Annotated in this window: 15 protein-coding genes; 3 read left to right on the top strand and 12 right to left on the bottom strand. The window is 75.1% G+C overall.

The annotated features are described in order from the left end of the window. Window positions 1-3: 3 nt before the first annotated feature. The gene (locus tag ABZ570_RS01805; protein WP_358055673.1) at window positions 4-1,086 is read right to left on the bottom strand and encodes a ferredoxin reductase; all 1,083 of its coding nucleotides are present in this window, start codon (window positions 1,084-1,086) and stop codon (window positions 4-6) included. Window positions 1,087-1,169: 83 nt separating this feature from the next. On the opposite strand from ABZ570_RS01805, the gene ABZ570_RS01800 reads away from it, so the two are divergent. From ABZ570_RS01800 to ABZ570_RS01790, 3 genes are all read left to right on the top strand, one after another. After that, window positions 1,170-2,393 (top strand): helix-turn-helix domain-containing protein, encoded by a 1,224-nt coding sequence (locus tag ABZ570_RS01800; protein ID WP_358055671.1) that lies wholly within the window; start codon window positions 1,170-1,172, stop codon window positions 2,391-2,393. Window positions 2,394-2,506: 113 nt separating this feature from the next. Beyond that, a complete protein-coding gene (locus tag ABZ570_RS01795; protein ID WP_358055669.1) occupies window positions 2,507-2,950 on the top strand; it encodes an AraC family transcriptional regulator in 444 nt (147 codons plus the stop codon). A 24-nt stretch (window positions 2,951-2,974) separates the two neighbouring features. Further along, window positions 2,975-3,406: a VOC family protein gene (locus ABZ570_RS01790; RefSeq protein WP_358055667.1), complete on the top strand. Its 432-nt coding sequence runs from the start codon at window positions 2,975-2,977 to the stop codon at window positions 3,404-3,406. Window positions 3,407-3,413: 7 nt separating this feature from the next. Here ABZ570_RS01790 and ABZ570_RS01785 read toward each other — a convergent pair whose 3' ends face one another. From ABZ570_RS01785 to ABZ570_RS01735, 11 genes are all read right to left on the bottom strand, one after another. Further along, window positions 3,414-3,956, bottom strand: coding sequence for a GNAT family N-acetyltransferase (locus ABZ570_RS01785; RefSeq protein WP_358055665.1), 543 nt, complete (start codon window positions 3,954-3,956; stop codon window positions 3,414-3,416). Window positions 3,957-3,967: 11 nt separating this feature from the next. After that, window positions 3,968-5,329, bottom strand: a complete 1,362-nt coding sequence (locus ABZ570_RS01780; RefSeq protein WP_358055663.1) for a methylaspartate mutase — start codon at window positions 5,327-5,329, stop codon at window positions 3,968-3,970. Next, entirely contained in the window at window positions 5,326-5,793 is a 468-nt protein-coding gene (locus ABZ570_RS01775; RefSeq protein ID WP_358055661.1) for a cobalamin-dependent protein, read from the bottom strand. Before ABZ570_RS01775 ends, ABZ570_RS01780 begins: the two co-directional genes overlap by 4 nt. After that, entirely contained in the window at window positions 5,790-6,413 is a 624-nt protein-coding gene (locus ABZ570_RS01770; RefSeq protein ID WP_358055659.1) for a DsbA family protein, read from the bottom strand. Before ABZ570_RS01770 ends, ABZ570_RS01775 begins: the two co-directional genes overlap by 4 nt. Before the next feature lie 20 nt (window positions 6,414-6,433). Then, window positions 6,434-7,249, bottom strand: a complete 816-nt coding sequence (locus ABZ570_RS01765; protein ID WP_358055657.1) for an alpha/beta hydrolase — start codon at window positions 7,247-7,249, stop codon at window positions 6,434-6,436. 81 nt (window positions 7,250-7,330) lie between these two features. After that, window positions 7,331-7,588, bottom strand: coding sequence for an acyl carrier protein (locus ABZ570_RS01760; RefSeq protein WP_357858894.1), 258 nt, complete (start codon window positions 7,586-7,588; stop codon window positions 7,331-7,333). A 35-nt stretch (window positions 7,589-7,623) separates the two neighbouring features. Next, entirely contained in the window at window positions 7,624-8,106 is a 483-nt protein-coding gene (locus ABZ570_RS01755) for a 3-hydroxyacyl-ACP dehydratase FabZ family protein (RefSeq protein WP_358055655.1), read from the bottom strand. Continuing rightward, on the bottom strand, window positions 8,099-8,512 hold the full coding sequence (locus ABZ570_RS01750; protein ID WP_358055653.1) for a 3-hydroxyacyl-ACP dehydratase: 414 nt from the start codon (window positions 8,510-8,512) through the stop codon (window positions 8,099-8,101). Before ABZ570_RS01750 ends, ABZ570_RS01755 begins: the two co-directional genes overlap by 8 nt. 74 nt (window positions 8,513-8,586) lie before the next feature. Further along, on the bottom strand, window positions 8,587-9,324 hold the full coding sequence (gene fabG, locus ABZ570_RS01745; protein WP_358055651.1) for a 3-oxoacyl-[acyl-carrier-protein] reductase: 738 nt from the start codon (window positions 9,322-9,324) through the stop codon (window positions 8,587-8,589). 9 nt (window positions 9,325-9,333) lie between these two features. Further along, on the bottom strand, window positions 9,334-9,567 hold the full coding sequence (locus tag ABZ570_RS01740; protein ID WP_358055648.1) for an MbtH family protein: 234 nt from the start codon (window positions 9,565-9,567) through the stop codon (window positions 9,334-9,336). Next, a complete protein-coding gene (locus ABZ570_RS01735; RefSeq protein ID WP_358055646.1) occupies window positions 9,564-24,533 on the bottom strand; it encodes an amino acid adenylation domain-containing protein in 14,970 nt (4,989 codons plus the stop codon). The genes ABZ570_RS01740 and ABZ570_RS01735 overlap by 4 nt, the downstream gene beginning before the upstream one ends. Window positions 24,534-24,536 lie beyond the last annotated feature (3 nt).

The raw sequence follows: 24,536 nt of genomic DNA, 5'->3' as shown, positions 1-24,536 counted from the left end.
CCGTCAGAGTTCGATGTCGCAGGTACCGGCGGCCGCCGACACGCAGGTCTGGATGAGCACGCCGTCGCCGGGAACGGCGGTGGTGAGGTCGCCGTTGCGCAGGTCGCGCACCGCGCCCTGGCGCAGCGGGACGACGCAGCCGAAGCAGATCCCCATCCGGCAGCCCGAGGGCATGAGCACCCCGGCGTTCTCACCGGCGTCGAGGATGGGAGTGGCGCCGTCCGCCTCGACGGTCACGCCGGCGTCGGTGAAGGTGACCGTGCCACCCTCGCCCGGGGAGATCACGGTCGGCCGGAACCGCTCGGTGTGCAACCGGTCGGCCACCCCCCGGGACGCCCAGTGCTCCTCGACCGCGTCGAGCAGGCCGACCGGCCCGCACGCCCAGGTCTGGCGCTGCGGGTGATCCGGCACCAGGTCGTCCAGTTCGTGGACGCCGAGCAGGCCGTCGGTGTCGGTGTGCCGCTCGATCAGCCGCAGCCCGCCGCGCGCGGCGAGCGCCCGCAGCTCCGGGCCGAAGATGACGTCGTCCCGGGTGGGCGCCGAGTGCATCAGCACGACGTCGGCCCGGGCCGGCAGGCCGGCCCGGAGCATCGCCATGACCGGGGTGATGCCGCTGCCGGCGGTGAGGAACAGGATCCGCTCGGGCGTCGCCTCGGGCAGCACGAAGTCGCCCTGCGCCTGGTCGAGCTGGACGATCGTGCCGGGCCGGATCCGGCGTACGAGGTGGTTGCTGACCTTGCCGTCGGGGATCGCCTTCACCGTGACGGTGATCCGCCGGTCCGCCCCGCCCGGCACGGAGGTGACCGAGTACGCCCGCCACTGGCGCACCCCGTCGACGTCCACGCCGAGGCGCACGTACTGGCCGGGCAGGTGGCCACGCCAGCCACGGCCGGGCTGGATCACCACGGTCGCCGCGTCCCGGGTCTCCGGGCGTACCTCCACGATCCGGCCGCGCAGGGCGGCACCGGCCCGCAGCGGCGCGACCAGGTCGAGGTAGTCCGCCGGCAGCAGCGGGGTGGTTACCGTCTCAGCCAGCCGCAGCAGCTGGCGCCGGAAGGGAACCTTCGCGCGGGCGGTTGTGGTCATGTGACCAGGGTGGCTACGTGATCGCATAACATCTTGTCCGACGAAGGTGAATCAAACGCGGGTTTTTGTGCGGAGAGAACAAGATGTCGGACGAGTCTGGGACGACCCATCGCGCCGCCCACCTTGAACTGGACGAACGGGTCGCCTCCCGACTCCGCGACCACCTCCCTGTGGTCGCCGAGCGGACGGTCAGCGCGATCATCGCCGAGGTGCCCGCGTACTCGGGGGGCGCGCTCACCGGCGCGATGCGGGCGAAGATCGAGAACGCCGTCCGGATCGCCCTCGGCACGTTCCTGCAGCTCATCGAGGGGGCGCAGGCCATCGACCCGAGCACCCCGCTCGCCCCCGCGCTGGAGGCCGCGTACGCCCTCGGCAGCGGGGAGGCCCGCTCCGGGCGGAGCATGGACGCGCTGCTGGCCGCGTACCGGGTGGGCGCGCGGGTGGCGTGGCGGGAGGTGTCGACCACCACCGTACGCAGCGGGCTGTCCGCCGGGACGGTGGCCGAGTTCGCCGAGCTGATGTTCGCGTACATCGACGAGCTGTCGGCCGCCAGCGTGGCCGGGCACGCCGACGAACTCGCCAGCGCCGGCCGGGTCCGCCGCCGCGAGCTGGAACGTCTCACCCAGCAGCTGCTCGCCGGGGAGCCGGAGGAGACCCTACGCCGCAGCGCCGAACGGGCGGACTGGCCACTGCCGCAGACGCTCACCGTCGTCCTGCTGCCCCGCCGGAACCTGCGCGCGGTGCTCGCCCTGGTCAGCCCGCACACCCTGGAGAGCGGCGAGGACCTGCCGGGCATGGACCCGGCCGAGGAGCTGGCGGTGCTGCTGGTGCCGGACATGCACGGCGGCCGGCGCCGGCAGCTCACCCGGCTGCTGGCCGGGCACCGGGCGGTGCTCGGGCCGGCCCGGCCGTGGCACCGGGTCGGCACGTCGTACGAGCGGGCCACCCGGGCCCTCGCGCTCGGCCTCGGCGAGCCGGACGCCGGGCCCGTCGACACCGAGCACCACCTCGCCGAACTGCTGCTCAGCCTGGACCCGGAAGGGCTGGCCGACCTGCGCACCCAGGCGCTGCGCCCGCTGGCGTCGCTGCCCCCGGCCACCGCGCACCGGCTCGCCGAGACGCTCCGGTCCTGGCTGCTGCACCAGGGCCGCCGCGACGACGTGGCCGCAGAGCTGTTCGTGCACCCGCAGACCGTCCGCTACCGGATGGGCAAGCTGCGCGAGCTGTACGGGGACCGGCTGCACGACCCGGCCACCGTCCTCGACCTCACCCTCGCCCTGGCCCTGCCGCCCACCCCGCCCGCCTGAAAGGAAGGGCCCCTTATTAACGCCGAACGAGGTGAAGGGGCCCCTTGTTAACGCTCCGGACGGCCGGCCCGGCCTGGGCGTCGCGGCAGGTCGACCGCCTACCCTCGGTACCGATGAGCATGCCGCCGCGCCGGGCCCCGGCCGATCTGCTGGTCCACCTGCGCCGGGCCCGGGACCACATGGACCGGCACTACGCCGAGCCGCTGGACCTGGCCGCGGTCGCCGCGGTCGCCGGGCTCAGCAAGTACCACTTCCACCGGCTCTTCACCGTCACCTACGGCCTCTCCCCCGCCGCCCACCTGTCCCGTCGCCGGATCGAGCGGGCCCAGGACCTGCTGCGGGCCACCAACCTCACCGTCACCGAGGTCTGCCACGCCGTCGGGTTCACCAGCCTCGGCTCGTTCAGCGGGCGGTTCCGGGAACTCGTCGGGGAGCCGCCGAGCGAGTTCCAGCGGCGCTGGGCGGCGACCGGGGCGCCGCGCATCCCGGGGTGCTTCGTGCTGATGTGGGGGCTGGCGGAGCGGCGCGGCTCCGCAAGCCAGGAGAAGCCCGGCTGACCAGCGCATTTCTAATCTGGTCGGGTGATTACGAACATCTCGATCATCAGCGTGCTGGTCAAGGACATCGACGTGGCCAAGGCGTTCTACCTCGACGTGCTCGGGTTCGCCGAGCACACCGACATCACCGTGGGCGACGGCACCTACCGGTGGTGCACGATCACGCACCCGAACCAGCCGGAGCTGCAGGTGCAGCTGACCCTGCCCGGGCCGCCGTACTCGCCGGAGGTGGCGGCCACCCTACGGCGCGCCCAGGACGAGGGCAGCCTGTTCGGCCTCGGGCTGGACGTGGACGACTGCCGCAAGACCCACGAGGAGCTGCTCGCCAAGGGCGTCGAGTTCATCCAGGAGCCGGCCGAGCGACCGTACGGGGTGGAGGCGGTCGCCCGCGACAACTCCGGCAACTGGCTGGTCCTGGTCGAGCGCCGCGCCTTCGACCCCGCCGCGTCGAGGTGACCCGGGCTCACCGCCCGCCGAGCGCGAAGACGACGAGGGTCTGAGGGGCGCCATCCCCCGTCGCCTCGACCCGGGTGCCGACCCGGTGGAAGCCGCACTTCTCGGCGACCCGGATCGAGGCGATGTTCCGCTCGTCCGTCTCCAGGATCACCTGCTCCAGCGCCAGGTCGGCCAGCGCCCAGCCGGCCAGCAGCCGGACGGCCCGCGGGGCGACGCCCCGCCCCCGGCGCTGCGGGAACACCCCGTACGCGACGCTGGCCTCCGCGTCACCGCGGAACTGGAGGTTGATGAGCCCGACCGGCTCGTCGGTCACCGCGTCCGCGATCGTGAGCGGGGCCGCCGTACCGCTGCGCCACGCCTCCTCGGCCCGGGCCAGGCTGGTCCGCCGCGCCTGCTCGTCCATCGGTTCGTCGTCCAGCCAGCGACGGATTTCCGGGTCCCGGCTGGCGGCGGCGATCGCATCAAGATCGGACTCCCGCCGGGGACGCAGGGTGACCGCGCCGTCGGTGAGGGGTGCGGCGGGCGGTTCGATCGGCCGGGTACGCGCCATGGCAGCCCATGCTAGGTGATTGAGGTCAGCTGCCCGATCCCCGGTGGGTAGCTCGTTTCACCTTTTGACGTCAGCTCCCGCACGGACTCGGGCCCGAGCGTCGGCAGCGCCGCGTCGTCGTACCGGGTGGCGACGTAGGACAGCGCGGTGAGCAGGCCGTCGCTGGTCATCTCCGCCGGCCGGCCACCGGCCGGGTGGTCGACCCGGACCGGCATCCGGCCGGGCCGGGCCCACGCCAGCCGCCCCTGCGCGGTGATGTAGCCGCGCGCCCGCCCCGCGTTGTCCGGATGCAGGCAGTACGGGATGTCGAGGTGGCCGCGCTCGAAGGCGCGGCGCAGGGCCACGCCCACGTCCGGGCCGAGTTCCAGCACCGCCTCGATGAGCGTGCGCGCCTCGGCGTAGATGCCGGTGTCCGGGGCGGCGATGCGGGCGGGCGGCTCGGCGGCGGCGACCCGGGCGGCGTGCTCCAGCGCCGCCACGTTCTCCTCGATGGTCGGAATGCGGTGCGCCTCGGCCGGGGTCTTCACGATCAGGCGGGCCGCTCCCCCGCGTACGGCCAGCCGGGCGGCGGCGCCGAGCAGCCGCAGCGCCCCCTCGGGGGTACGCGGATACACCCCCATGTAGGTGTAGAGCACCACGTGGCTGTCCAGCTCGGGCAGCAGTTCGTCGATCAGCCGGCGCAGCGCCGCCAGGGCCTCCTCGTCCTGCTCGGGGCAGGTCTGCTGGGCGTAGCTCAGCGACACGCTGCGCAGCCCGTGCTGCCGGAAGAACATGCCCTCCAGCACGCTCACTGCGACCAGCAGGCTGGGCGGGCAGAGCTGCCCGAGCAGGCAGCCGCCGAAGCTCTCCAGGTGCGGCTCGACCCCGAAGTCGCGCAGCCGGGTGTACGTCTCGCAGCAGCGGGCCCAGCTGTCGACGGCGTCCCGCAGCGGCACCCGACTGTACGGCAGGCAGTACGAGACGGGCCCGCCTTCGGTGGCGTCCACCCCGGTGCGCAGCAGCGCGGCGAAGATCTCCTCGGGCCGCGCCGAGCCGTGCCGCACCTGCACCGGCACGCCGCCCTCCTGCGCGGCGGCGAGCACCCAGCGGGTCACCTCCACCGGGTGCGCGACGATCGGGTACCCGTTCAGGGGTGACCCGTCGGCCAGCGCGCGTACCGCCGCGGCCTGGTCGCCGACCCGGGTGTAGCTGTCCAGGGTGATGGTGCCCACGGTGGTCGCCCGGGCCCGGGCGACCGCGGTCAGCCCGGCGCGCATGGCGGCCGGATCGCCGAAGCCCATCCGGGGCTGGACGACCAGCTCGCCCCGGGCCCGCGCGGCGGCGACGGCCGCGGCGAACGGGCCGCGCGGCGGGCCGGGCTCGGGGGTGCTCACGGCGCCGCTCCGGCCATGGGCAGTTCCAGCCGGCACAGGTACTCCAGGAACCGGTTCCGGTCGGCGCCGTCGTCGAAGACGGCGGTGTACCCGGCCGCGAAGAGCTCGTCGACCTGCGCCCCGGTCAGCCGGCCGTCGACGCCCAGCTTGCCGCCGATGACGATCGGCACGGCGGCCAGCGCCGGGTCGGCGCGCAGCACGGCGGCCAGCCGCCTGCCGTCCGTGCAGCCGTGCCCGTTGACGCTGGAGACCACCACCAGATCCGGGTTGTGCCGGTGGCACTCCGCGGCGAACAGCTCCTCCGGCACGCAGGCACCGAGGTTGATCACCCGGTGCCCGGCCTCCTCGAGCAGCAGTTGCAGGTAGACCAGGTTCCAGGTGTGCGCGTCGGAGGAGACCGTGCCGAGCAGCACGGTGCGTCCACCGCCGGCCGGCGCCGGCCGGGCCGGTGCCGACACGGTCATCGGCGTACTCCGGCGGCGGTGAGGGCGTCGAGAAAGCCGTCGAGCCGCTCCAGGCCCCAGAACCGGTGCCGGCCGGCGATGAAGTACGGCACCGCGAAGATGTCGTCGTCGTACGCGCTCGCCAGGGCCCGCACGGCCGCGTCGCGCAGGGCCGGGTCGGCCACGGCGGCCCGCGTCCCGGCCGGATCGATCCCGGCCTCGGTCGCGAGGCCGGCCAGCACCGCCGGGTCGCTGATGTTCTCGCCGCGCTCCCAGCGGGCGCGCGCCGCCGCCTGGTAGAACGCCCAGCCGCGCCCCTGCTGCTGGGCGTGGAGCCAGGCCAGGTGCGGGACCGCCCAGTCGACGTCCATGTCCGCCGGCCACGCCATCCGGTAGCCGAACCGCTGCACCAGCCGGTTGGTGTCGGCCAGCAGGTACTCGTGCTTGGCCCGGCTGATCGGAGTGTCCAGGAAGGCCGAATCCGCCTCGGCCAGCGCGGCGCGCAGCCCGTCATCCGGCACCCAGTGCGGCACGAAGGTGATGGCGTCCGGCGCTTCCGGCCAGCGTTCCGCGAGCTGGCGTACGGCGAGCCAGCTGCGCGGGCTGCGGAACGAGAAGTAGAGCCGGGGAGGCTTACGCATGTCGGGGGGTCTCCTCGGATTCAGGCTTCGATCGGGGTGGGGAGCGCCGTCAGGAACCGCCGGACCTCGGCGGTCACCTCGGCGGCCTGTTCCAGATGGCAGAAGTGGCCACCGCCGGACCGGGTGTGCACGGTCGCCGTCGGCATGGCCCGGCGGAACGCCTCGGTGCGGGGACCGGCGAGCGCCGCGTCGGCGGCGCCGCTGATCACCAGCGTCGGCACCGGGACGGTGCCGAGTTCGAGGTCGGTGGTGGTGATGAACTGGCGGAGCAGGGCGACGAAGCCGAGTGGGCCGACCCGCTCGAGGGCCTTGGCGACCATCGTGTCGACCAGATCCGGGTCGAGTGCGTGCCGCCGCTCGCCCAGCTTGAGCCGGACCCCCTCCCCGATCACCGCGCGGAACCGGGCGAGTTCCCGGTCGAAGAGCCGCCAGTCGACCGGGTCGTCGGGGGGACGGAAGTACGGGGCGAGCAGCACGACGCCCTGGAACGCGGGACGGTCCGCCTCGGCGAGGAGTTCCAGCACCGCGTTCGCCCCGAACGAGTGGCCCACCAGCAGGGCGGGTGGTTCGGGGAGCAGCGCCAGGGCGTGCCGCAGCAGCGTTGCGGGGCTGGTGCGGTGCACCCAGGCGTACTGTGCGCCGGCTCGCCACGGCAGGTCGAGGGCGTAGGGGGTGAAGGGGAGGTCACCGCGCAGCGCGTCGACGAACGGCCGCCAGGTGTGCCAGGAGTCCTCCAGGCCGTGGGCGAGCACCAGCGCCGGGCCGCTGCCCGGGCCGCGGTGCACCCCGAGGCGTTCGCCGTCGCACTCCACCTCGACGACGGGATTCCAGGTCACGGCGTACCTCCGAGCCTTGCCCGCCGCGGGGTGGCCGGCTCGTGGCGGCTCCCCGCGGCGGGACCAGGGCGGTCATGTGGGTCAGTCCTGCCAGCCGGCGTACTGCTTGACGACGTCGTAGACGGCGCGCAGGTTCTCCATCTTGGGCAGCTCGGTCTGCGGGATCTCGATCTTGTACATCTTCTCCAGCCGAGCCAGGATCTCGATGGCCCGCAGCGAGTCCGCGTCGTGGTCGTCGATGAAGTGGCTGGTCTCGGTGATCTCCTCGGGCTCGACCTCGAGGACCTCGGCGACGACCTCACGCAGCTCGTTCATCCGGTTGCTCATGACCTGGGTCATCGTGCTGCCTTCCCTTCTCTGGTGTGGTTGCTGGCTCAGCCGGTCGGCCCGGCGGCCAGTTCGGTGTCCGGCCGGGCGACCGCGAGCATCGAGCCGACGACGGCGATCCGCCGATCGCCGACCCAGGTCTCGCCGCGCATGACCGCGCTGTTGGTTTTGAGCGACTCCACGACCACCTCGTGGCGCATGACGTCGCCGGGGTACGCGGCCCCGAGGAACTCGAAGTCCCGGGCCGCGCCGAACACGAGGGTCCCCTCCGTGGTCTCGCCGGCCGCCCTGGCGGTGAGCAGCCAGAGCACCGCCCCGGCCTGCCCGAGCGACTCCACGATCAGCGACGCCGGATAGGCGTACGCGGACTGCGGCAGCCCGTCGGCGAGGCCGGCGAAGCAGGGCTCGCTGCCGCTGACCGCCTTGGTCGCCACGACGCGCCGGCCGGGCTCCACCTCGAGGACCCGGTCGACCTGCAGGATCGGGTGCCGGTGCGGCAGGATCGCGGTGAGGTCGGCGTAATCAAGCATCGGTCCGCTCCAGCACGCGCAGTTCCAGGGTGGCCTTCGCGCTGACCGCGCCGTCGCCGCGGCGGCAGTCGGCGACCGCCCGCACCCGCCGCGGGTCCTCCGGGTCGTCGGTCAGCCGGCAGCTGACGGTGAGGACGTCACCGGGCAGCAGCGGCGCCTTGAACCGCACCGACCGCACCACGGCCAGCTCGACCCGGGCGTCCGGGCCGCGGTCGGCCTCGACGGCCCGGCGGGCCGCCTGGTAGACCGACTCCAGCGTGAACACCCCGGGGTAGATGGGGAAGCCGGGATAGTGGCCCTCCAGGTACGGGTCGGTGGCCACGATCCGCTTGGTCGCGGTGACCCCGTCGGCGCCGGGTTCCACCTGGTCGACCGCGTCCAGTGGCGCGGCGAAACTGCGGGCCATGGCCCCTCCTCTCTGCTCCGCTGTCCGATTGCACCGGGGCCGGCTCGAGGCCGGCTCAGGGTCGGCTCGGGCCCTCAGAGCACGATCCCGCCGTCGACCTGGAGCACCTGACCGGTGATGTAGGTGGCCCGGTCGGAGGCCAGGAAGGACACCAGCTCCGCCACGTCGGCCGGCTGGCCGAGCCGGCGCAGCGGGATCATGCCGACGGCCTTCGAGCGGGCCTTCTCGGGCAGGGCGGCCGTCATGTCGGTCTCGATGAACCCGGGCGCCACCACGTTCACCCGGATCCCGTACGGGCCCAGCTCCTTGGCCAGGGCCCGGCTCATCGCGTTGATCCCGCCCTTGCTGGCCGAGTAGTTGGCCTGGGTGGCGTTGCCGTACACCCCGGCGACCGAGGACATGTTGATCACGCTGCCGCGCTTGCGCTTCATGAAGTTGAACACCGCCGCCCGGCAGAAGTTGTAGGTGCCGGTGAGGTTGGTGTCCACCACCGCCTCCCAGTCGGCGAACGGCATCAGCACCAGCGGCTTGTCCCGGACGATGCCGGCGCTGTTGACCAGCGTCTCCACCGGGCCGAGCTCCGCCTCGACGGCGGCGACGAACTCCGTCGCCGCGTCCGGGTCGGCCACGTCGCAGGGGGCGTGGAAGCAGCGCACCCCGCGCTGCTTGACGGCGTCGGCGGTCTCCGCCGCCGCCTCGCCGCCGCTGCGGTAGCAGAACGCCACGTCGTACCCGTCCTCGGCCAGCCGCAGCGCCACCGCGCGGCCGATGCCGCGCGAGCCGCCGGTGACCAGCGCCGTGCGCTGCTCCATCAGATCCTCCTAGCGGTCCGCGCCGGCGCCGTCGGCGGCCATCGCGGCGATCAGGCTCTTCGGGCGCATGTCGGTCCACTCGCGCTCGACGAAGTCGAGGCAGGCCTGCCGGCTGTCCTCGCCGAAGGCGGTGCGCCAGCCGTCCGGCACCGGCACGAACGACGGCCACAGCGAGTGCTGCCCCTCGTCGTTGACCAGCACCAGGTACCGGCCCTCCTCGTTCTCGAACGGGTTGCTGCTCATCGCGGTTCTCCCTCTCCCTCGGATTCGGTGTCGATCGCGCCCAGCCGCTCGGCCAGCACCCGGCCGATGGCGGCCAGCGGCTCCGGCTGGGTCATGTCGTTGTGCTGGCAGTCGACGTCGTACGTCCGCACCGTGCCGGACAGGTGCGGCCGCCAGGCGGCCACCGGGTCCACCCCGGGCGCCCGGTCGCGGATGGCGACGAAGAGCAGCGCGTCGAGGTCGGCGTGCCCCGGCCGGTGCTCCCGGGCCAGCCGCGAGTTGTTGGCGAACACCTCGTACAGGGCGGTGACGTGCCGGGCCTCCAGCCGGCCGAGGACGCCCTCGTTGCGGCTGAGCAGCTCGGCGACCCGCTCCTCGTCGACCGGCTGCGCGTCGGCGGCGTCGGCCGGGTAGCCGGCCAGTTGCAGCATCCCGGCCAGGAACTCGGTGCGGTTGAGGATCGCCGGCTCGGCCCGCTCCGCCTCGGTCTTCGGGAACGAGTCCAGCAGCGCCAGCAGCGCCACCCGCTCGCCCTCGGCCCGCAGCCGGGCGGCGATCTCGTGGGCGATCAGCCCGCCGAACGACCAGCCCAGCAGGTGGTACGGGCCGGCTGGCTGGATCTCGCGGATGCGGGCCAGGTAGTCCTCGGCGATCTGCCCGACGTCGCCCGGCAGCTCCTCGCGCTCGGCCAGGCCCCGCGACTGCAGGCCGTAGATCGGTCGGTCGGTGAGGTGCCCCATCAGACCGGAGTACGACCAGCTGAAACCGCTGGCCGGGTGGACGCAGAACAGCGGCGGCCGGGCGCCGTGCCGGCGCAGCGGCAGCAGCACCTCGAACGCGCCCCGACCGTCGTCGGCGGTGTCCAGCCGGTCGGCCAGCTCGGCCACGGTCGGCGCCTCGAACAGGGTACGGATCGCCAGGTCCACCTCGAAGGTGGCGCGCACCCGGCTGATCAGCCGGGTGGCCAGCAGCGAGTGGCCGCCCAGGTCGAAGAAGCCGTCGTCGATGCCCACCTCGGGTACGCCGAGCACCTCGGCGAAGAGGCCGCAGAGCACCCGTTCCCGGTGGCTGCGCGGGGCCCGCCGCTGCGTGCCCGCCCCGGTGTCGGCGGCCTCCGGCACCGGCAGGGCACCCCGGTTCAGCTTGCCGTTCGGGGTCAGCGGCAGCTCGTCCACCGTCACCACCGCCGCCGGCACCATGTACTCGGGCATCGCCGCGGCCACCGCGGCGCGCAGCTCGGCCGGCTGCGGGGTCCGGCCGGGCGCCGGTACGACATAGCCGACCAGCCGCTGGTCGCCGGGGCGGTCCTCGCGGACGATCACCGCGCAGCGGGCCACGTCGTCGTGGCCGGCCAGCACCGCCTCGATCTCGCCCAGTTCGATCCGGAAGCCGCGCAGCTTGACCTGGTCGTCGACCCGGCGCAGGAACATCAGCTCGCCGCGCTCGGTCCAGCGCACGATGTCGCCGGTGCGGTACATCCGGGTGCCGGGCGGGCCGAACGGGTCGGCCACGAACTTCCCGGCGGTCTGGCCCGGCCGGGCCAGGTAGCCCCGGGCCAGGCCGCCACCGGCGACGTACAGCTCGCCGGGCACGCCGGGCGGCACCGGCCGCAGCCGGGCGTCGAGCACGTACAGCCGGGTGTTGGCCAGCGGGCCGCCGATCGGCAGCGGGCCGGGCGGGATCGCCGCGCCCGGTTCGATCCGGTACTCGGTGCAGTTGACCGTGGTCTCGGTCGGGCCGTACATGTTGTACACCGCCACGCCGGGGTGCTCGCGGCGCCACTCGTCGACCACCTCGCCGAGCAGCAGCTCCCCGCCGAGCAGCAGTTCGGCGGTCGGCGCGTAGTCGTCCGGCAGGGCGGCCAGCAGCGGCAGGTGGCTCGGGGTCGCCTTCAGGAAGGTGCAGGCGTGCCGGCGCAGCCGCTCCCGGGTGGCCGGGTCGTCGTCCAGGCCCGCGACGTGCACCGTACCGCCGACGGTCAGCGGCACCCACATGCCGGTGACGCTCAGGTCGAACGAGACCGACGAGTGCAGCAGCGCGCTGCCGCGCACGCCCTGGTAGTCGCCGCCGGCGAAGGTGAGGTAGTCGGTGAGCGAGCGGTGCTCGATCACCACGCCCTTCGGCCGGCCGGTCGAGCCGGAGGTGTAGATGACGTACGCCGGGTTGTTCAGCCGCAGCGGGGCGGCCCGGTCGGCGTCGGTGACCGGCTCGGCCGGGAAAGCGGCCGGGTCGCACCCGTCCACCAGCAGCCGCGGCACCCCGCCGGCGTCGGCGGGCAGCGCGGCGGCGGTGGCCGCGTCGGTGAGCAGCAGCGCGGGCGCGGTGTCGGCGAGCATGAAGGCGATCCGGTCGGCCGGGTAGCCGGGGTCGACCGGCACGTACGCGCCGCCGGCCTTGAGCACCGCGAGCAGCCAGCCGACCAGCCGGGCGGAGCGGGGCAGCGCCACCGCGACGAACCGCTCCGGGCCGACGCCGCGCGCGATCAGCAGCCGGGCCAGCCGGTTGGTGTACGCGTCCAGCTCGGCGTAGGTCACCTCGGTGTCGGCGTCGACCAGGGCCGGCGCGTCCGGGGTACGGGCGACCTGCGCGGCGAACAGCTCCGGCAGGGTGGCCGCCGGCACCGGTGCGGCGGTGTCGTTCCAGGTGACCAGCACCCGCTCGCGCTCCGCCCCGGTGAGCAGGTCCACCACGCCGATCGGCTGGTCCGGGTCGGCGGCGAGGGCGGTGAGCATGGTGAGCAGCCGGTCGGCGATCCGCTCGACGGTGCCGTGGTCGAACAGGTCGGCGCTGTACTCGATCCGGCCGGCCAGCCCGGCCGGGGCACCGGCCTCGTCCAGCTGCTCGGCGAGGCTGACGTTCAGGTCGAACTTGGCGCCGCCGGTGCCCGCCGGCAGCCCGGACACGGTCAGGCCGGGCAGCTCCACGTCGAGGCGGGCGTGGTTGTGCACCGCCAGCACCACCTGGAACAGCGGGTGCCGGGCCACCGACCGGGTGGGGTTGAGCACCTCGACCAGCCGCTCGAACGGCACGTCCGCGTGGGCGTACGCGGCCAGGTCGGTGGCGCGGACCCGGTCCAGCAGCTCACCGAAGGTCGGGTCGCCGGCGGTGTCGGTGCGCAGCACCAGGGTGTTGACGAAGAAGCCGATCAGCCCGTCGACGGCCTCGTCGACCCGGCCGGCGATCGGGGTGCCGAGCGGGATGTCCTCGCCGGCGCCGAGCCGGGTGAGCAGCGCCGCCAGGGCGGCCTGGGCCACCATGAACAGGCTCGCCTGCCGTTCCCGGGCCAGGCCGGTCAGCCGGGCGTGCAGCTCGGCCGGCACCTCGAAGGTCACGCTGCCGCCGCGCCGGCTGGACACCGCCGGGCGGGGCCGGTCGACCGGCAGTTCCAGCTGCTCGGGCAGGCCGGCGAGGGTCTGCGCCCAGTAGCCGGTCTGCCGGCTGACCAGGCTGTCCGGGTCGGTCTCCTCGCCCAGCACGGCGCGCTGCCAGAGCGCGAAGTCGGCGTACTGCACGGGCAGGGCGGGCAGGTCGGGCGCCCGGCCGGCCCGGCGGGCGGTGTACGCGGCGGCCAGGTCCGCCGAGAGCGGCCCGGCCGACTGCCCGTCGCTGGCGATGTGGTGCATGAGCAGCAGCAGGACGTGCTCGTCGTCGGCGAGCCGGAACAGGTCGGCGCGCAGCGGCGGCTCACCGGCCAGGTCGAACCGGTGCCCGATCGCGGCGGCCAGCGCGGCCGGCAGCTCCGCCTCGGTGACGTCGTACCCGGCCAGCACCGGCACGGCCGCCGCCGGGTCGAGCACCCGCTGGTACGGCTCGCCGTCGACCTCGACGAAGACGGTGCGCAGCGTCTCGTGCCGGGCCGCCACGTCGGCCAGCGCGGCGTGCAGGGCGGCCCGGTCCAGCTCGCCGCGCAGCCGCAGGGCCAGCGGCACGTTGTAGCTGACGTCGGAGTCGTCGAAGCGGTTGAGGAACCACAGCCGGCGCTGGGCGTACGACACCGGCACCAGTTCGGGGCGTGGTCCGGGGCGCAGCGGCGGGCGGCTCTCCTCGCCGGCCAGCAGCCGGGCGGCGAGACCGGCCACGGTCGGCGTCTCGAACACCGCCCGGATCGGCAGCTCCACGCCGAAGACCGCGCGGATCCGGTTGACGATGCGGGTGGCCAGCAGCGAGTGCCCGCCGAGGGCGAAGAAGTCGTCGTCCACGCCGACCCGCTCGATGCCGAGCACGTCGGCGAAGACGCCGCAGAGCAGCTCCTCCTGCGGGGTGCGGGCGGCCCGCCCGCCGCCGGAACCGAAGTCCACCGCGGGCAGCGCCTTGCGGTCGACCTTGCCGTTCTTGCTCAGCGGCAGCGCGTCCAGCCGGACCACCACCGAGGGCACCATCGCGTCCGGCAGCCGGGCGGCGACGTGGTCGCGCACCGCCTCCGGGTCGGCGTCGCCGACGACATACCCGACGAGGCGGTTGGTGCCGGCCGGGTCGGTGTTCACGGCCACCGCCGCGGCGGTCACCCCGGCCGCGGCGCGCAGCGCCGCCTCGACCTCGCCCAGCTCGATCCGCTGGCCGCGGATCTTGACCTGGTCGTCGTTGCGGCCGAGGAACTCCAGTTGCCCGTCGGGGCGGTGGCGGACCCGGTCACCGGTGCGGTAGAGACGGGCGCCGGGCCGGTCGGAGAACGGGTCGGCGACGAAGACGGTGGCGGTGCGGCGCGGGTCGCCCAGGTAGCCGAAGCCGACCCCGACGCCGCCGACGCACAGCTCGCCGGGCACGCCGGGCGGCACCGGCTGCAGGTTCGCGTCGAGGACGTACAGCTGGGTGTTGCGGATGGCCCGGCCGATCGGCACCCGGTCCGCGTCGACGTCGGCCGGGGTGGCGATGACCGCGTGCGTGACGTCGTCGGAGCACTCGGTCGGGCCGTACGCGTTCATCAGCGGGATCCCCGGATACCGGGCCAGCCAGCGGTGGCACAGCTGCGGCGGCAGCGCCTCGCCGGTGACCATCAGCCAGCGCAGCTTCGCCAGCTCGGGCACCGGGGCGCCGGCGTCCCAGGCGTCCAGCGCGGTCCGCAGCAGCGACGGCACCACCTCGAGGATGGTCACCCCGTGCCGGTCCACCCGGCCGAACAGGGCGCCCGGGTCCAGCGCGGTGTCGTCGTCGACCACGTCGACGCTGCCGCCGGTGACCAGCGAGGAGAGCATCTGCCAGACCGACACGTCGAAGGTGAGGGCGGCGTTCTGCACCACCACGTCGGCGTCGGTGAGGTTCAGGTCCTCCACCTTGGCCAGCAGGTGGTTGAGCATCCCCCGCCGGTGCACCATGGCGCCCTTGGGGCGGCCGGTGGAGCCGGAGGTGAAGATCACGTACGCCAGGTCGGCCAGGCCGGCGGCGAGCGGTGCCGGGGCGACCGGCGGGCCGGCCGGGGCCAGCGGCAGGACGGTGACCGGGACACCGGCGGCGGCGACCACCTCGGCGGCCAGCGCCTCGTGCGCCGCGTCGACCAGCAGCCAGCGGGTGCCGCTGTCGGCGAGCAGGTCGGCGTTGCGGGCCACCGGCGAGCGCGGGTCCAGCGGCAGGTACGCGCCGTCGGCGGTGAGCGCGGCCAGCACCCCGGTGATCGCGTCGGCGCCCCGGTCGGTCAGCAGCGCGGCCAGCGAGCCCCGCCCGAACCCGGCGGCCCGCAGCCGGGCGGCCAGCTCGTCGGCCCGGCCCGTCAGCTCGGCGTAGGTGAGGGTCTGCCGCGGGTCGGTCACCGCGACCGCGTCGGGGCGCTCGGCGGCCACCGCGCGGATCAGCGTCACCGGGTCCTCGCCGGGCAGTGGCCGGCCGGTGGCGTTCCAGTCGACGAGCAGCCGCTGCCGTTCGGCCGGGCCGACCACGTCGATCGCGCCGATCGGGGTGTCCGGGGTGGCGACGGCGGCCTCCAGCATCCGGACGAACCCGGTGCGGATCCGCTCGGCGGTCGCCTCGTCGAACAGGTCCCGGCTGTAGTCCAGCCGGCCGTCGATCCCACCGTTGGGCGTCGGCGCTTCGGTGAGGTCGATCGAGAGGTCGAACTGGGCCGCGTGCGCGCCGACGTTGTCGACGGCGACCCGCAGGCCGGGCAGGTCCAGGTCGACCGTGGCGTTGTTCTGCAGCACCAGCATGACCTGGAACAACGGGTTGCGGGCCATCGACCGGGGCGGGTTGAGCACCTCGACCAGCCGCTCGAACGGCGTGTCCTGGTGCGAGTACGCGGTCAGGTCGGCCTCGCGGACCCGGTCGAGCAGCTGCCGGAAGGTGGGGTTGCCGGCGGTGTCGGTGCGCAGCACCAGCGTGTTGACGAACATGCCGACCAGCTCGTCGAGCGCCTCGTCGGTGCGGCCGGCGATCGGGCTGCCGATCGGCACGTCGGTGCCGGCGCCGAGCCGGGTGAGCAGGGCGGCCAGGGCCGCCTGGCACACCATGAACAGGCTGACCCCGGTGGCGTGCACCAGCGCGTTGAGCCGCTCGTGCAGGGCCGGTTCGATGACGAAGCTCAGCATGCCGCCCTGGTGGCTGGCGACCGGCGGGCGCGGCCGGTCGGCCGGCAGGGCCAGCTCGTCCGGGGCGCCGGCCAGCGCGTCCCGCCAGAACCGCACCTGCTGCGCGATCTCGCTGTCCGGGTCGGCCTCGTCGCCGAGCACCGCGCGCTGCCAGAGGGCGTAGTCGGCGTACTGGACCGGCAGCGGGGTGAACTCCGGCGCCCGCCCGGCGACCCGGGCGGCGTACGCGGTGGAGAAGTCCCGGCCCAGCGGGGCCATCGACCAGCCGTCCCCAGCGATGTGGTGCAGCACCAGCAGCAGGAAGTACTCGCCGCCGCCGAGGGCGAACAGCCGGGCCCGCAGCGGCGGGTCGACGGCCAGGTCGAACCCCCGCCGGGTCTCGGCGAGCATCAGCTCCCGGACCTGCGCCGGGTCGGCGGTCTCCACGGTGATCTCCGGGCAGGCCGTCTCGGCGTCGAGGATCACCTGGTACGGGTCGCCGTCGGCGTCCGGGTAGATCGTGCGCAGGCTCTCGTGCCGCTCGAGCACGTCGCGCAGCGCGGCGCGCAGCGCGGCCACGTCCAGTTCACCGGTGAGCCGCAGCAGGATCGGGATCTTGTACGGCGAGTCGGCGCCGGAGAGCCGGTTGATGAACCAGAGCCGGTTCTGTGCGTACGACAGCGGGATCCGCTCCGGGCGGGGCATCGGTTCCAGGGCGCGGCGAGCCCGCTTCGCGTCGCCGAGGCGGGCGGCGAGCCCGGCCACGGTGGGCGACTCGAACAGGTCCCGGATGGCCAGTTCCGCGCCGAGCGCGGTGCGGATCCGGCTGACCAGGCGGGTGGCCAGCAGGGAGTGGCCGCCGAGGGCGAAGAAGCTGTCGTCGATGCCGATCTCGGGCAGGCCGAGCACGTCGGCGAAGAGGGCGCAGAGCGCCTCCTCCGTCGGGGTGCGCGGCGCCCGGCGGGTGGAGCCGGCCGCGTAGTCGGGCGCGGGCAGGGCCCGTCGGTCCACCTTGCCGTTGCCGGTCAACGGCAGGGTGTCCAGCACCACCACCGCGGCCGGGACCATGTACTCGGGCAGCACCTCGGCGGCGTGCGCGCGCAGCGCGGTCGGGTCGGGCGCCGCCGCAGCGCGCAGTGCGTCGGCGACCGCCGCCGACGGGTTGGCGGCGGGTACCACGTAGGCGACCAGCCGCTTGTCGCCGGGCCGGTCCTCGCGGACCACCACGGCCACCTGGCCGAGGCCGGGGTCGCGGGCCAGCACCGCCTCGATCTCGCCGAGCTCGATCCGGAAGCCGCGGATCTTCACCTGCTCGTCGGCGCGGCCGACGAACTCCAGCGTGCCGTCGGGCCGCCAGCGCACCACGTCGCCGGTGCGGTACATCCGGGAGCCGGCGTCGAACGGGTCGGCCACGAACCGCTCGGCGGTCAGCCGGGGCCGGTTCAGGTAGCCGCGGGACAGTCCGGCGCCGGCGATGTACAGCTCACCGGCCACCCCGGGCGGGGTGGGGCGCAGGTAGTCGTCCAGCACGTACAGCCGCATGTTGTCCAGCGGCCGGCCGATCGGCACCGAGTCCGGCACCTCGGCCACCGCGTGCATCAGGTGGTGGGAGGCGAACGTGGTGGTCTCGGTCGGGCCGTAACCGTCGCCGACCACCAGGCCCGGGCAGGCCGCCAGCACCCGGCGCACCATCGGCGCGGGCACCACGTCGCCGCCGGTCCACACCTCGCGGACCTGCGCGAACGCCTCCGGCGTCTCCTCGGCCAGCAGCCGGAACAGGCCGGCGGTCAGCCAGAGCGCGGTGACCCCGCCGCCGGTGAGCACGGCCCGCAGGTCGTCCATGCTCAGCTCGCCGGGCGGCGCCACGACCAGTTCGCCGCCGTTCAGCAGCGGCACCCACAGCTCGTACGTGGAGGCGTCGAAGGCCAGCGGCGAGTGCAGCAGCACCCGGCGCTGCCGGTCGGTGCGCCAGGCCCGGTCGGCGGCGAGGCTGAGCACGTCGTGGTGGGTGACCATGACGCCCTTCGGGAGCCCGGTCGACCCGGAGGTGTACATGACGTAGGCGAGCTGCCGGGGGTGGGCGGGCCGGGCCGGCTCGGCGTCCGGCCGGGCGGCGATCCCGGCGGCGGCGTCGCCGTCGACCGTGACCACCGTCATCTCGTGGTCGAACCGCAAATGGGCCATGGCCCGGTCGGTGAGCAGCACCGAGCTGGCCGTGTCGGTGGCGATGTGGGTCAACCGGTGCGCCGGGTAGCGCGCGTCCAGCGGCACGTACGCCGCGCCGGCCTTGAGGATCGCCAGCACCGACACCACCTGGTCGACCGAGCGTTCCTGCAGCAGGGCGACCCGGTCCTCGGCGGCGACGCCGAGCGCCACCAGGTGCTGGGCGAGCCGGTTGGCCCGGACGTCGAGTTCCCGGTAGGTCAGCGTGCCGCCGTCGGCGGCGCGGATCGCGACCTGGTCCGGGGTGCGGGCGGCCTGCGCGGCGAACCGGGCGGCCACCCCGCCGGCCGGCGCCGGCTCGGGCTGGACGGTGTCGTTCCAGTCGGCCAGCACCAGCCGCCGCTCGGCCGCGTCGAGGACGTCCAGCTGCCCGACCGGGGTGCCCAGGTCGGCGGCGAGGCCGCCGAGCAGGCGCAGCAGCCGGTCGGCGAGGCGCTGGGCGGCGTCGGCCGGGAAGAGGTCGACGCGGTGGTCGAGCTGCAGCTTCAGCCGCTCGCCGGGGATCGCGGTGACGGTGATCGGGTAGTGGGTGGCGTCCCGCCCGGACACCCCGGTCAGCCGCAGGCCGGTGCCGGGCAGGCTGAGCAGCTTCGGGTCGAGGGGGTAGTTCTCGAAGACGACCAGGGTGTCGAAGAGTTCCCCGTGGCCGGCGAGCCGCTGCACCTCGGTCAGCGGCAGGTGCTGGTGGGCCATCAGCGCGGACTGCTGGTCCTGCAGGCGCGACAGCAGCCGGGCGACCGGCTCGGCCGGGTCCAGCCGCAGCCGGACCGGCAGGGTGTTGATGAAGAGCCCGACCATGGTCTCCACGCCGGCGATCTCCGGCGGACGGCCGGAGACCGTGCCGCCGAAGACCACGTCGCCGCGGCCGGTCAGCGCGCCGAGCAGCACGCCCCAGGCGCCCTGCAGGATGGTGTTGAGGGTGACGCCGTGCCGGCGGGCCTGCGCCTGCAGGTCGGCGGTCAGCTCGGCGGTCAGGTCGACGACAAGCCGGTCGGGCAGTTCCGGGGTCCGCGCCGGGTCGGCCGGGGCGAGCAGGGTCGGCTCGGCCAGGCCCGCGAGGGCGTCGGCCCAGGCCTGCTCGGCGGTGGCCCGGTCCTGGGTGCCGAGCCAGGCCAGGTAGTCGCGGTAGGGCGCCACCCGGGGCAGCTGTCGGTCGTCGCCGCCGGCGGCGTACAGGGCCAGCAGTTCCCGCATCAGCGTCGGCACCGACCAGCCGTCGAGCAGGATGTGGTGGTTGGTGAGCACCAGCCGGTGCGCGGCGTCGGCCAGCCGCAGCAGGGTGAACCGCAGCAGCGGCGGGCGGGTCAGGTCGAAGCCCTCGGCCCGGTCGGCGGCGAGCAGCTCGCGAACCCGGTCGGCCTGCTCCGCGCCGGTCAGCGTACGCAGGTCGTGCTCCCGCCAGCCGGCGCGCAGCCCGTCCACCACCACCTGCACCGACTCGCCGGAGGAGCGCTGGCGGAACGCGGCCCGCAGGTTGGCGTGCCGGGCCAGCAGGGCGTCGGCGGCGGTGCGCAGGGCCGCCCCGTCGAGCTCGCCGGCCAGGTCGAAGCAGAGCTGCACGGTGTAGACGTCGCGGTGCGGCCCGTCGTACAGGGCGTGGAACAGCAGCCCCTCCTGCAGGGCGGAGAGCGGCAGCAGGTCGCTGGCGGCCGGCTGGGCGGCCTCGATCGCCTCGATCTCCTCCTGCGACAGGCGCAGCAGCAGGTCGGACGGGGTGTGCCCACCGGCGCCGGGGGCGGCGGCGTGTGCGACCAGGGCGTCCAGCGCGGCCAGCCAGTCGTCGGCCAGCTCGCGTACCTCCGCCTCGCTGAGCAGGCTCTGCGGCCAGGAGAAGGTCGCCGACAGGCGGGGGCCGTCGGCGTGGTCCCGGGTGACCGCGTTGACCTCGATGGCGTGCGGCACCGGCAGGGCGCCGTCCGCGCCGCCGCCGAGAGCCTGGGTGTCGGCGGCGACCGCCCAGTCGGTGTCCCCGCCGTCGGCGGTGGCGAACCGGCCGAGGTAGTTGAAGCCGATCTGCGCCGCGGGCCGGTCGGCCAGCCGGCGGGCGGTGTCGGCGTTGAGGTGGCGCAGCAGGCCGTAGCCGATGCCGTTGTCCGGCACCGCGCGCAGCTGCTCCTTGACCCGCTTGATCGCGCGGCCGGCGGCGGCGCCCCCGGCGAACGCCTCGGCCAGGTCGAGCCGGCCGAGGTCGAGCCGGACCGGGTACATGGTGGTGAACCAGCCGACGGTGCGGGACAGGTCCAGGCCGGCGGCCAGTTCCTCCCGGCCGTGGCCCTCCAGGTCGACCAGCAGGCCGGTGGCGTCCGCCGCGCCGCGCCGGCGCCGCCACCGGGTGACCGCGAGGGCGAGCGCGGTGAGCAGCACGTCGTTGACCCGGCCGTGGTAGGCCGCCGGCACCCGGGTCAGCAGCGGCGCGGTGCGCTCCGCGGGCAGGGTGACGGTCAGCGCCCGGCCGGTGTCCACGGTGTCCCGCGCCGGGTCGAGCGGCCGCGCCGCGAGCGGGGCCTCGCCGGTGCCGAGGCGGTCCAGCCAGCCGTCGAGTTCGGCCATCCGCTCCGGCCGCGCGGCCTCGGCGACCAGCTGCTCCGCGAAGCGGCGCAGCGAGGTCCGCACCGGCTCCAGTTCGGGGGTACGCCCGGCGGCGACCGCCTGCGCGGCGACGGCCAGGTCGGGCAGCAGGATCCGCCACGACACCCCGTCGACGACCAGGTGGTGCAGGGCCAGCAGCAGCCGGCCGGGCCGGTCCGGGCCGGCGTCGAACCACATCGCCCGCAGCACCCGCCCGTCGCCCGGCGACAGCCGGGCCTGCACCGCCTTGGCCTGCTCCTCGACGAGCGCCCGCAGCTCGTCGGCGTCCAGGCCGGTCGCGTCTATCCGGGTCACCAGGTCGGCGGCGGCCACCCTGCCGCGCTCGCCGATCACCTGCCGCCAGCCGCCCGGCTCGTCGCGGACCAGCCGCAGCCGCAGCGCGTCATGGTGGTCGACCAGCGCCTGCACGGCGGCGACCAGGTGCTCCGGCCGCAGCCCGGCCGGGGTGTTGACCAGCATCGACTGGTGGAAGCCGTCGATCGGGCCGCCCCGCTCGCGCAGCCAGTGCACGATCGGGGTCAGCGGCACCTCGCCGGTACCGTCGTCAACGGCCACCGGCGCGGCGCCGTCCGCCGCCGCCGCGGCGGCGGCGAGACCGGCCACCGTGCGGTGCAGGAAGACGTCCCGGGGGCTGAACGACAGCCCCGCCTTGCGGGCCCGGCTGACCAGTTGGATCGACACGATGCTGTCGCCGCCGAGGTCGAAGAAGCTCTCGTCGACGCCCACCGCGTCCAGGCCGAGCACCTCGGCGAACAGCCCGGCGAGCACCGTCTCGCGCTCGTTGGCCGGGGCCCGGCCACCGCCCGCGCCGGTGAAACCGGGTGCCGGCAGGGCCCGCCGGTCGAGCTTCCCGCTCGGGGTCAGCGGCAGCGCCGGGAGGCCGACGACGGCCGCCGGCACCATGTACTCGGGCAGACTGGCGCCGACGTGTGCGCGCAGCGCGGCCGGGTCGACCAGCGCGCCGGCCGCCGGCACCACGTACCCGACCAGGCGCTTCACGCCCGGCTGGTCCTCGCGGGCGATGACCGCGACCTGCGCGACGGCCGGGTGGCGGGACAGCACCGCCTCGATCTCGCCCGGCTCGACCCGGAAGCCGCGGATCTTCACCTGGGCGTCGGCCCGGCCGACGAACTCCAGCGTCCCGTCGGCACCCCAGCGCACCAGGTCGCCGGTGCGGTACATCCGCCCGCCCGGCGCGGCGGCGAACGGGTCCGCGACGAACCGCTCGGCGGTCAGCGTCGACCGGTCCAGGTAGCCGCGGGCCAGCCCGGCCCCGGCGACGTACAGCTCCCCGGGTACGCCGGGCGGCACCGGGCGCAGGAACCGGTCGAGGACGTAGGCCCGGGCACCGGCGACGGGGGCGCCGATCGGCGGGGCGCCCGCGCCGGGCACCAGCGGCGCGCTGAGCGTCGCCGCGACGGTGATCTCGGTCGGCCCGTACGCGTTGACCATGCGCCGACCGGGGGCGAACCGGGCGACCAGCTCCGGGCCGCAGGCGTCGCCGCCGACGACCAGGGTGCGCAGCACCGGCGGCGCCACGTCGGGCAGGCCGGCGAGCGCGGCCGGCGGGATCAGCGCGTGGGTCACCTGCTGGCCGGTCAGTACGGCGGCCAGGTCGTCGCCGACCAGCGGCCCGGGCGGCGGTACGACCAGTGCCGCCCCGGCACCGAAGGCGGCGCAGAGTTCCAGCACCGACGCGTCGAAGCTGGGCGAGGAGAACTGCAACACCCGGCTGTCGGGGTCGACGTCGAAGCCGGCCACGATCGCGGCGGTGAAACTCGGCAGCCCGGCGTGCGTGACCAGCACCCCCTTGGGACGGCCGGTGGAGCCGGAGGTGTAGATGACGTACGCGGGGTGCGCGGGCCGCAGCGGGGCGGCGCGCTCGGCGTCGGTGATCGGGCCGGCGGGCCGGGCCGACCGGTCCGCGACGGTGGCCGGCTCGTCGAGCACCAGCCGCGGCACGCCGGCGTCGGGCAGGTCGAGCCCGGACAGCGTGGCCAGCAGCACCGGCCGGGCGTCGGTGAGCATGAACGCGATCCGGTCCGCCGGGTAGTCCGGGTCGACCGGCAGCCAGGCGCCGCCGGCCTTGCTCACCGCGAGCGCGGCGGTGACCAGCTCCGGGCTGCGCGGCAGCGCCAGGGCGACCACCCGCTCGGGGCCGACGCCCCGCTCGATGAGCAGCCGGGCCAGCCGGTCGGCGGCGGCGTCCAGTTCGGCGTACGACATGGTGCCGTCGACGCCGATCAGGGCCGGCGCCTGCGGGCGGGCCGCGACCTGGGCGGCGAACAGCTCCGGGAAGGTGCGCGGCGGCACGGGCGCCGGCCCGGCGGACCAGGTGCCGAGGACGGCCGCGCGCTCGGCGTCGTCGAGCAGGTCGAGCGCGCCGACCGGCGTCTGCGGCGCGTCGACGACGGCGCTGAGCAGGCGGACCAGGCGGTCGGCGATCCGCCGCGCGGCCGGTGCGTCCAGCAGGTCGGGCCGGTGGTCCAGGCGGAGGGTGAGCCGCTCGCCGGGCAGCACGGCCAGGGTCAGCGGGTAGTGGGTGGCGTCGTGGCCGGTGACGCCGGTGACCCGCAGGCCGGTGCCGGGCAGGTCCAGCGCGGCCGGGTCGAGGGGGTAGTTCTCGAAGACGGTGAGCGTGTCGAACAGGTCGCCGTCGCCGGTGCCGGCCAGCCGGCGGATCTCGGCGAGGCCGAGGTGTTGGTGCGCCATCAGGGCGGCCTGCTCGTCCTGCACGCGGGCCAGCAGGGCGGCCAGGGACTCGGCCGGGTCGAGCCGGATCCGCACCGGCACGGTGTTGATGAACAGCCCGAGCATCGACTCGACGCCGGGCAGCTCCGGCGGCCGGCCGGCGACGGTGGCGCCGAAGACCAGGTCGGCGTCGCCGGTGAGGGTGCCGAGCAGCAGCGCCCAGGCGCCCTGGACGACGGTGTTGAGGGTGACGCCGAGCCGGCGGGCCGCGGCGGTGAGCCCGGCGGTCAGCTCCGCGGGCAGGGCCACGGCGAGCTGTTCGGGGGTGGCCGGGGGCCGCGCCGGGTCGGCCGGTACGAGCAGGGTCGGCCCGGCCAGCCCGCGCAGCGCGTCCCGCCAGGCCCGCTCGGCGGCGGCCCGGTCCTGCCGGTCGAGCCAGCCGAGGTAGTCGCGGTACGGGGTGACCGGCGGCAGCGTGCGGTCCTGCCCACCGGCGACGTAGTGCGCGAACAGCTCCTTGGCCAGCAGCGGCATCGACCAGCCGTCGAGCAGCACGTGGTGGTTGGTGAGCACCAGCGTCGCCCGCTCCGGCCCGGTCCGGATCAGCGCGGCGCGCAGCAGCGGCGGGCGGGCCAGGTCGAATCCGGCGGCGCGGTCGGCGGCGAGCAGCCGGGCCACCTCGGCGGCACGGTCCGCCGCGGGGTGGCCGGTCAGGTCGTGCTCCTGCCAGGCAGGGGCGATCTCGCGCGGCACCACCGCGACCGACTCGCCGGTCTTGCGTTGCCGGATGCCGACCCGCAGGTTGGCGTGCCGGGCCAGGATCGCGGCGAGGGCGCGGCGCATCCGGTCGCCGTCGACGGGGCCGGTCAGGTCCAGCGCGAACTGCACGGTGTAGAGGTCCGATGCCGTTCCGTCGTACAGCGCGTGGAACAGCAGCCCCTGCTGCAACGGTGACAGCGGCAGAATGTCCTCGACGCGTGACTGCTTCACCAC

The sequence above is a fragment of the Micromonospora sp. NPDC007271 genome (assembly GCF_040634005.1).
GTDB lineage: Bacteria > Actinomycetota > Actinomycetes > Mycobacteriales > Micromonosporaceae > Micromonospora.
This window is presented reverse-complemented; position numbering and strand designations above follow the sequence as displayed.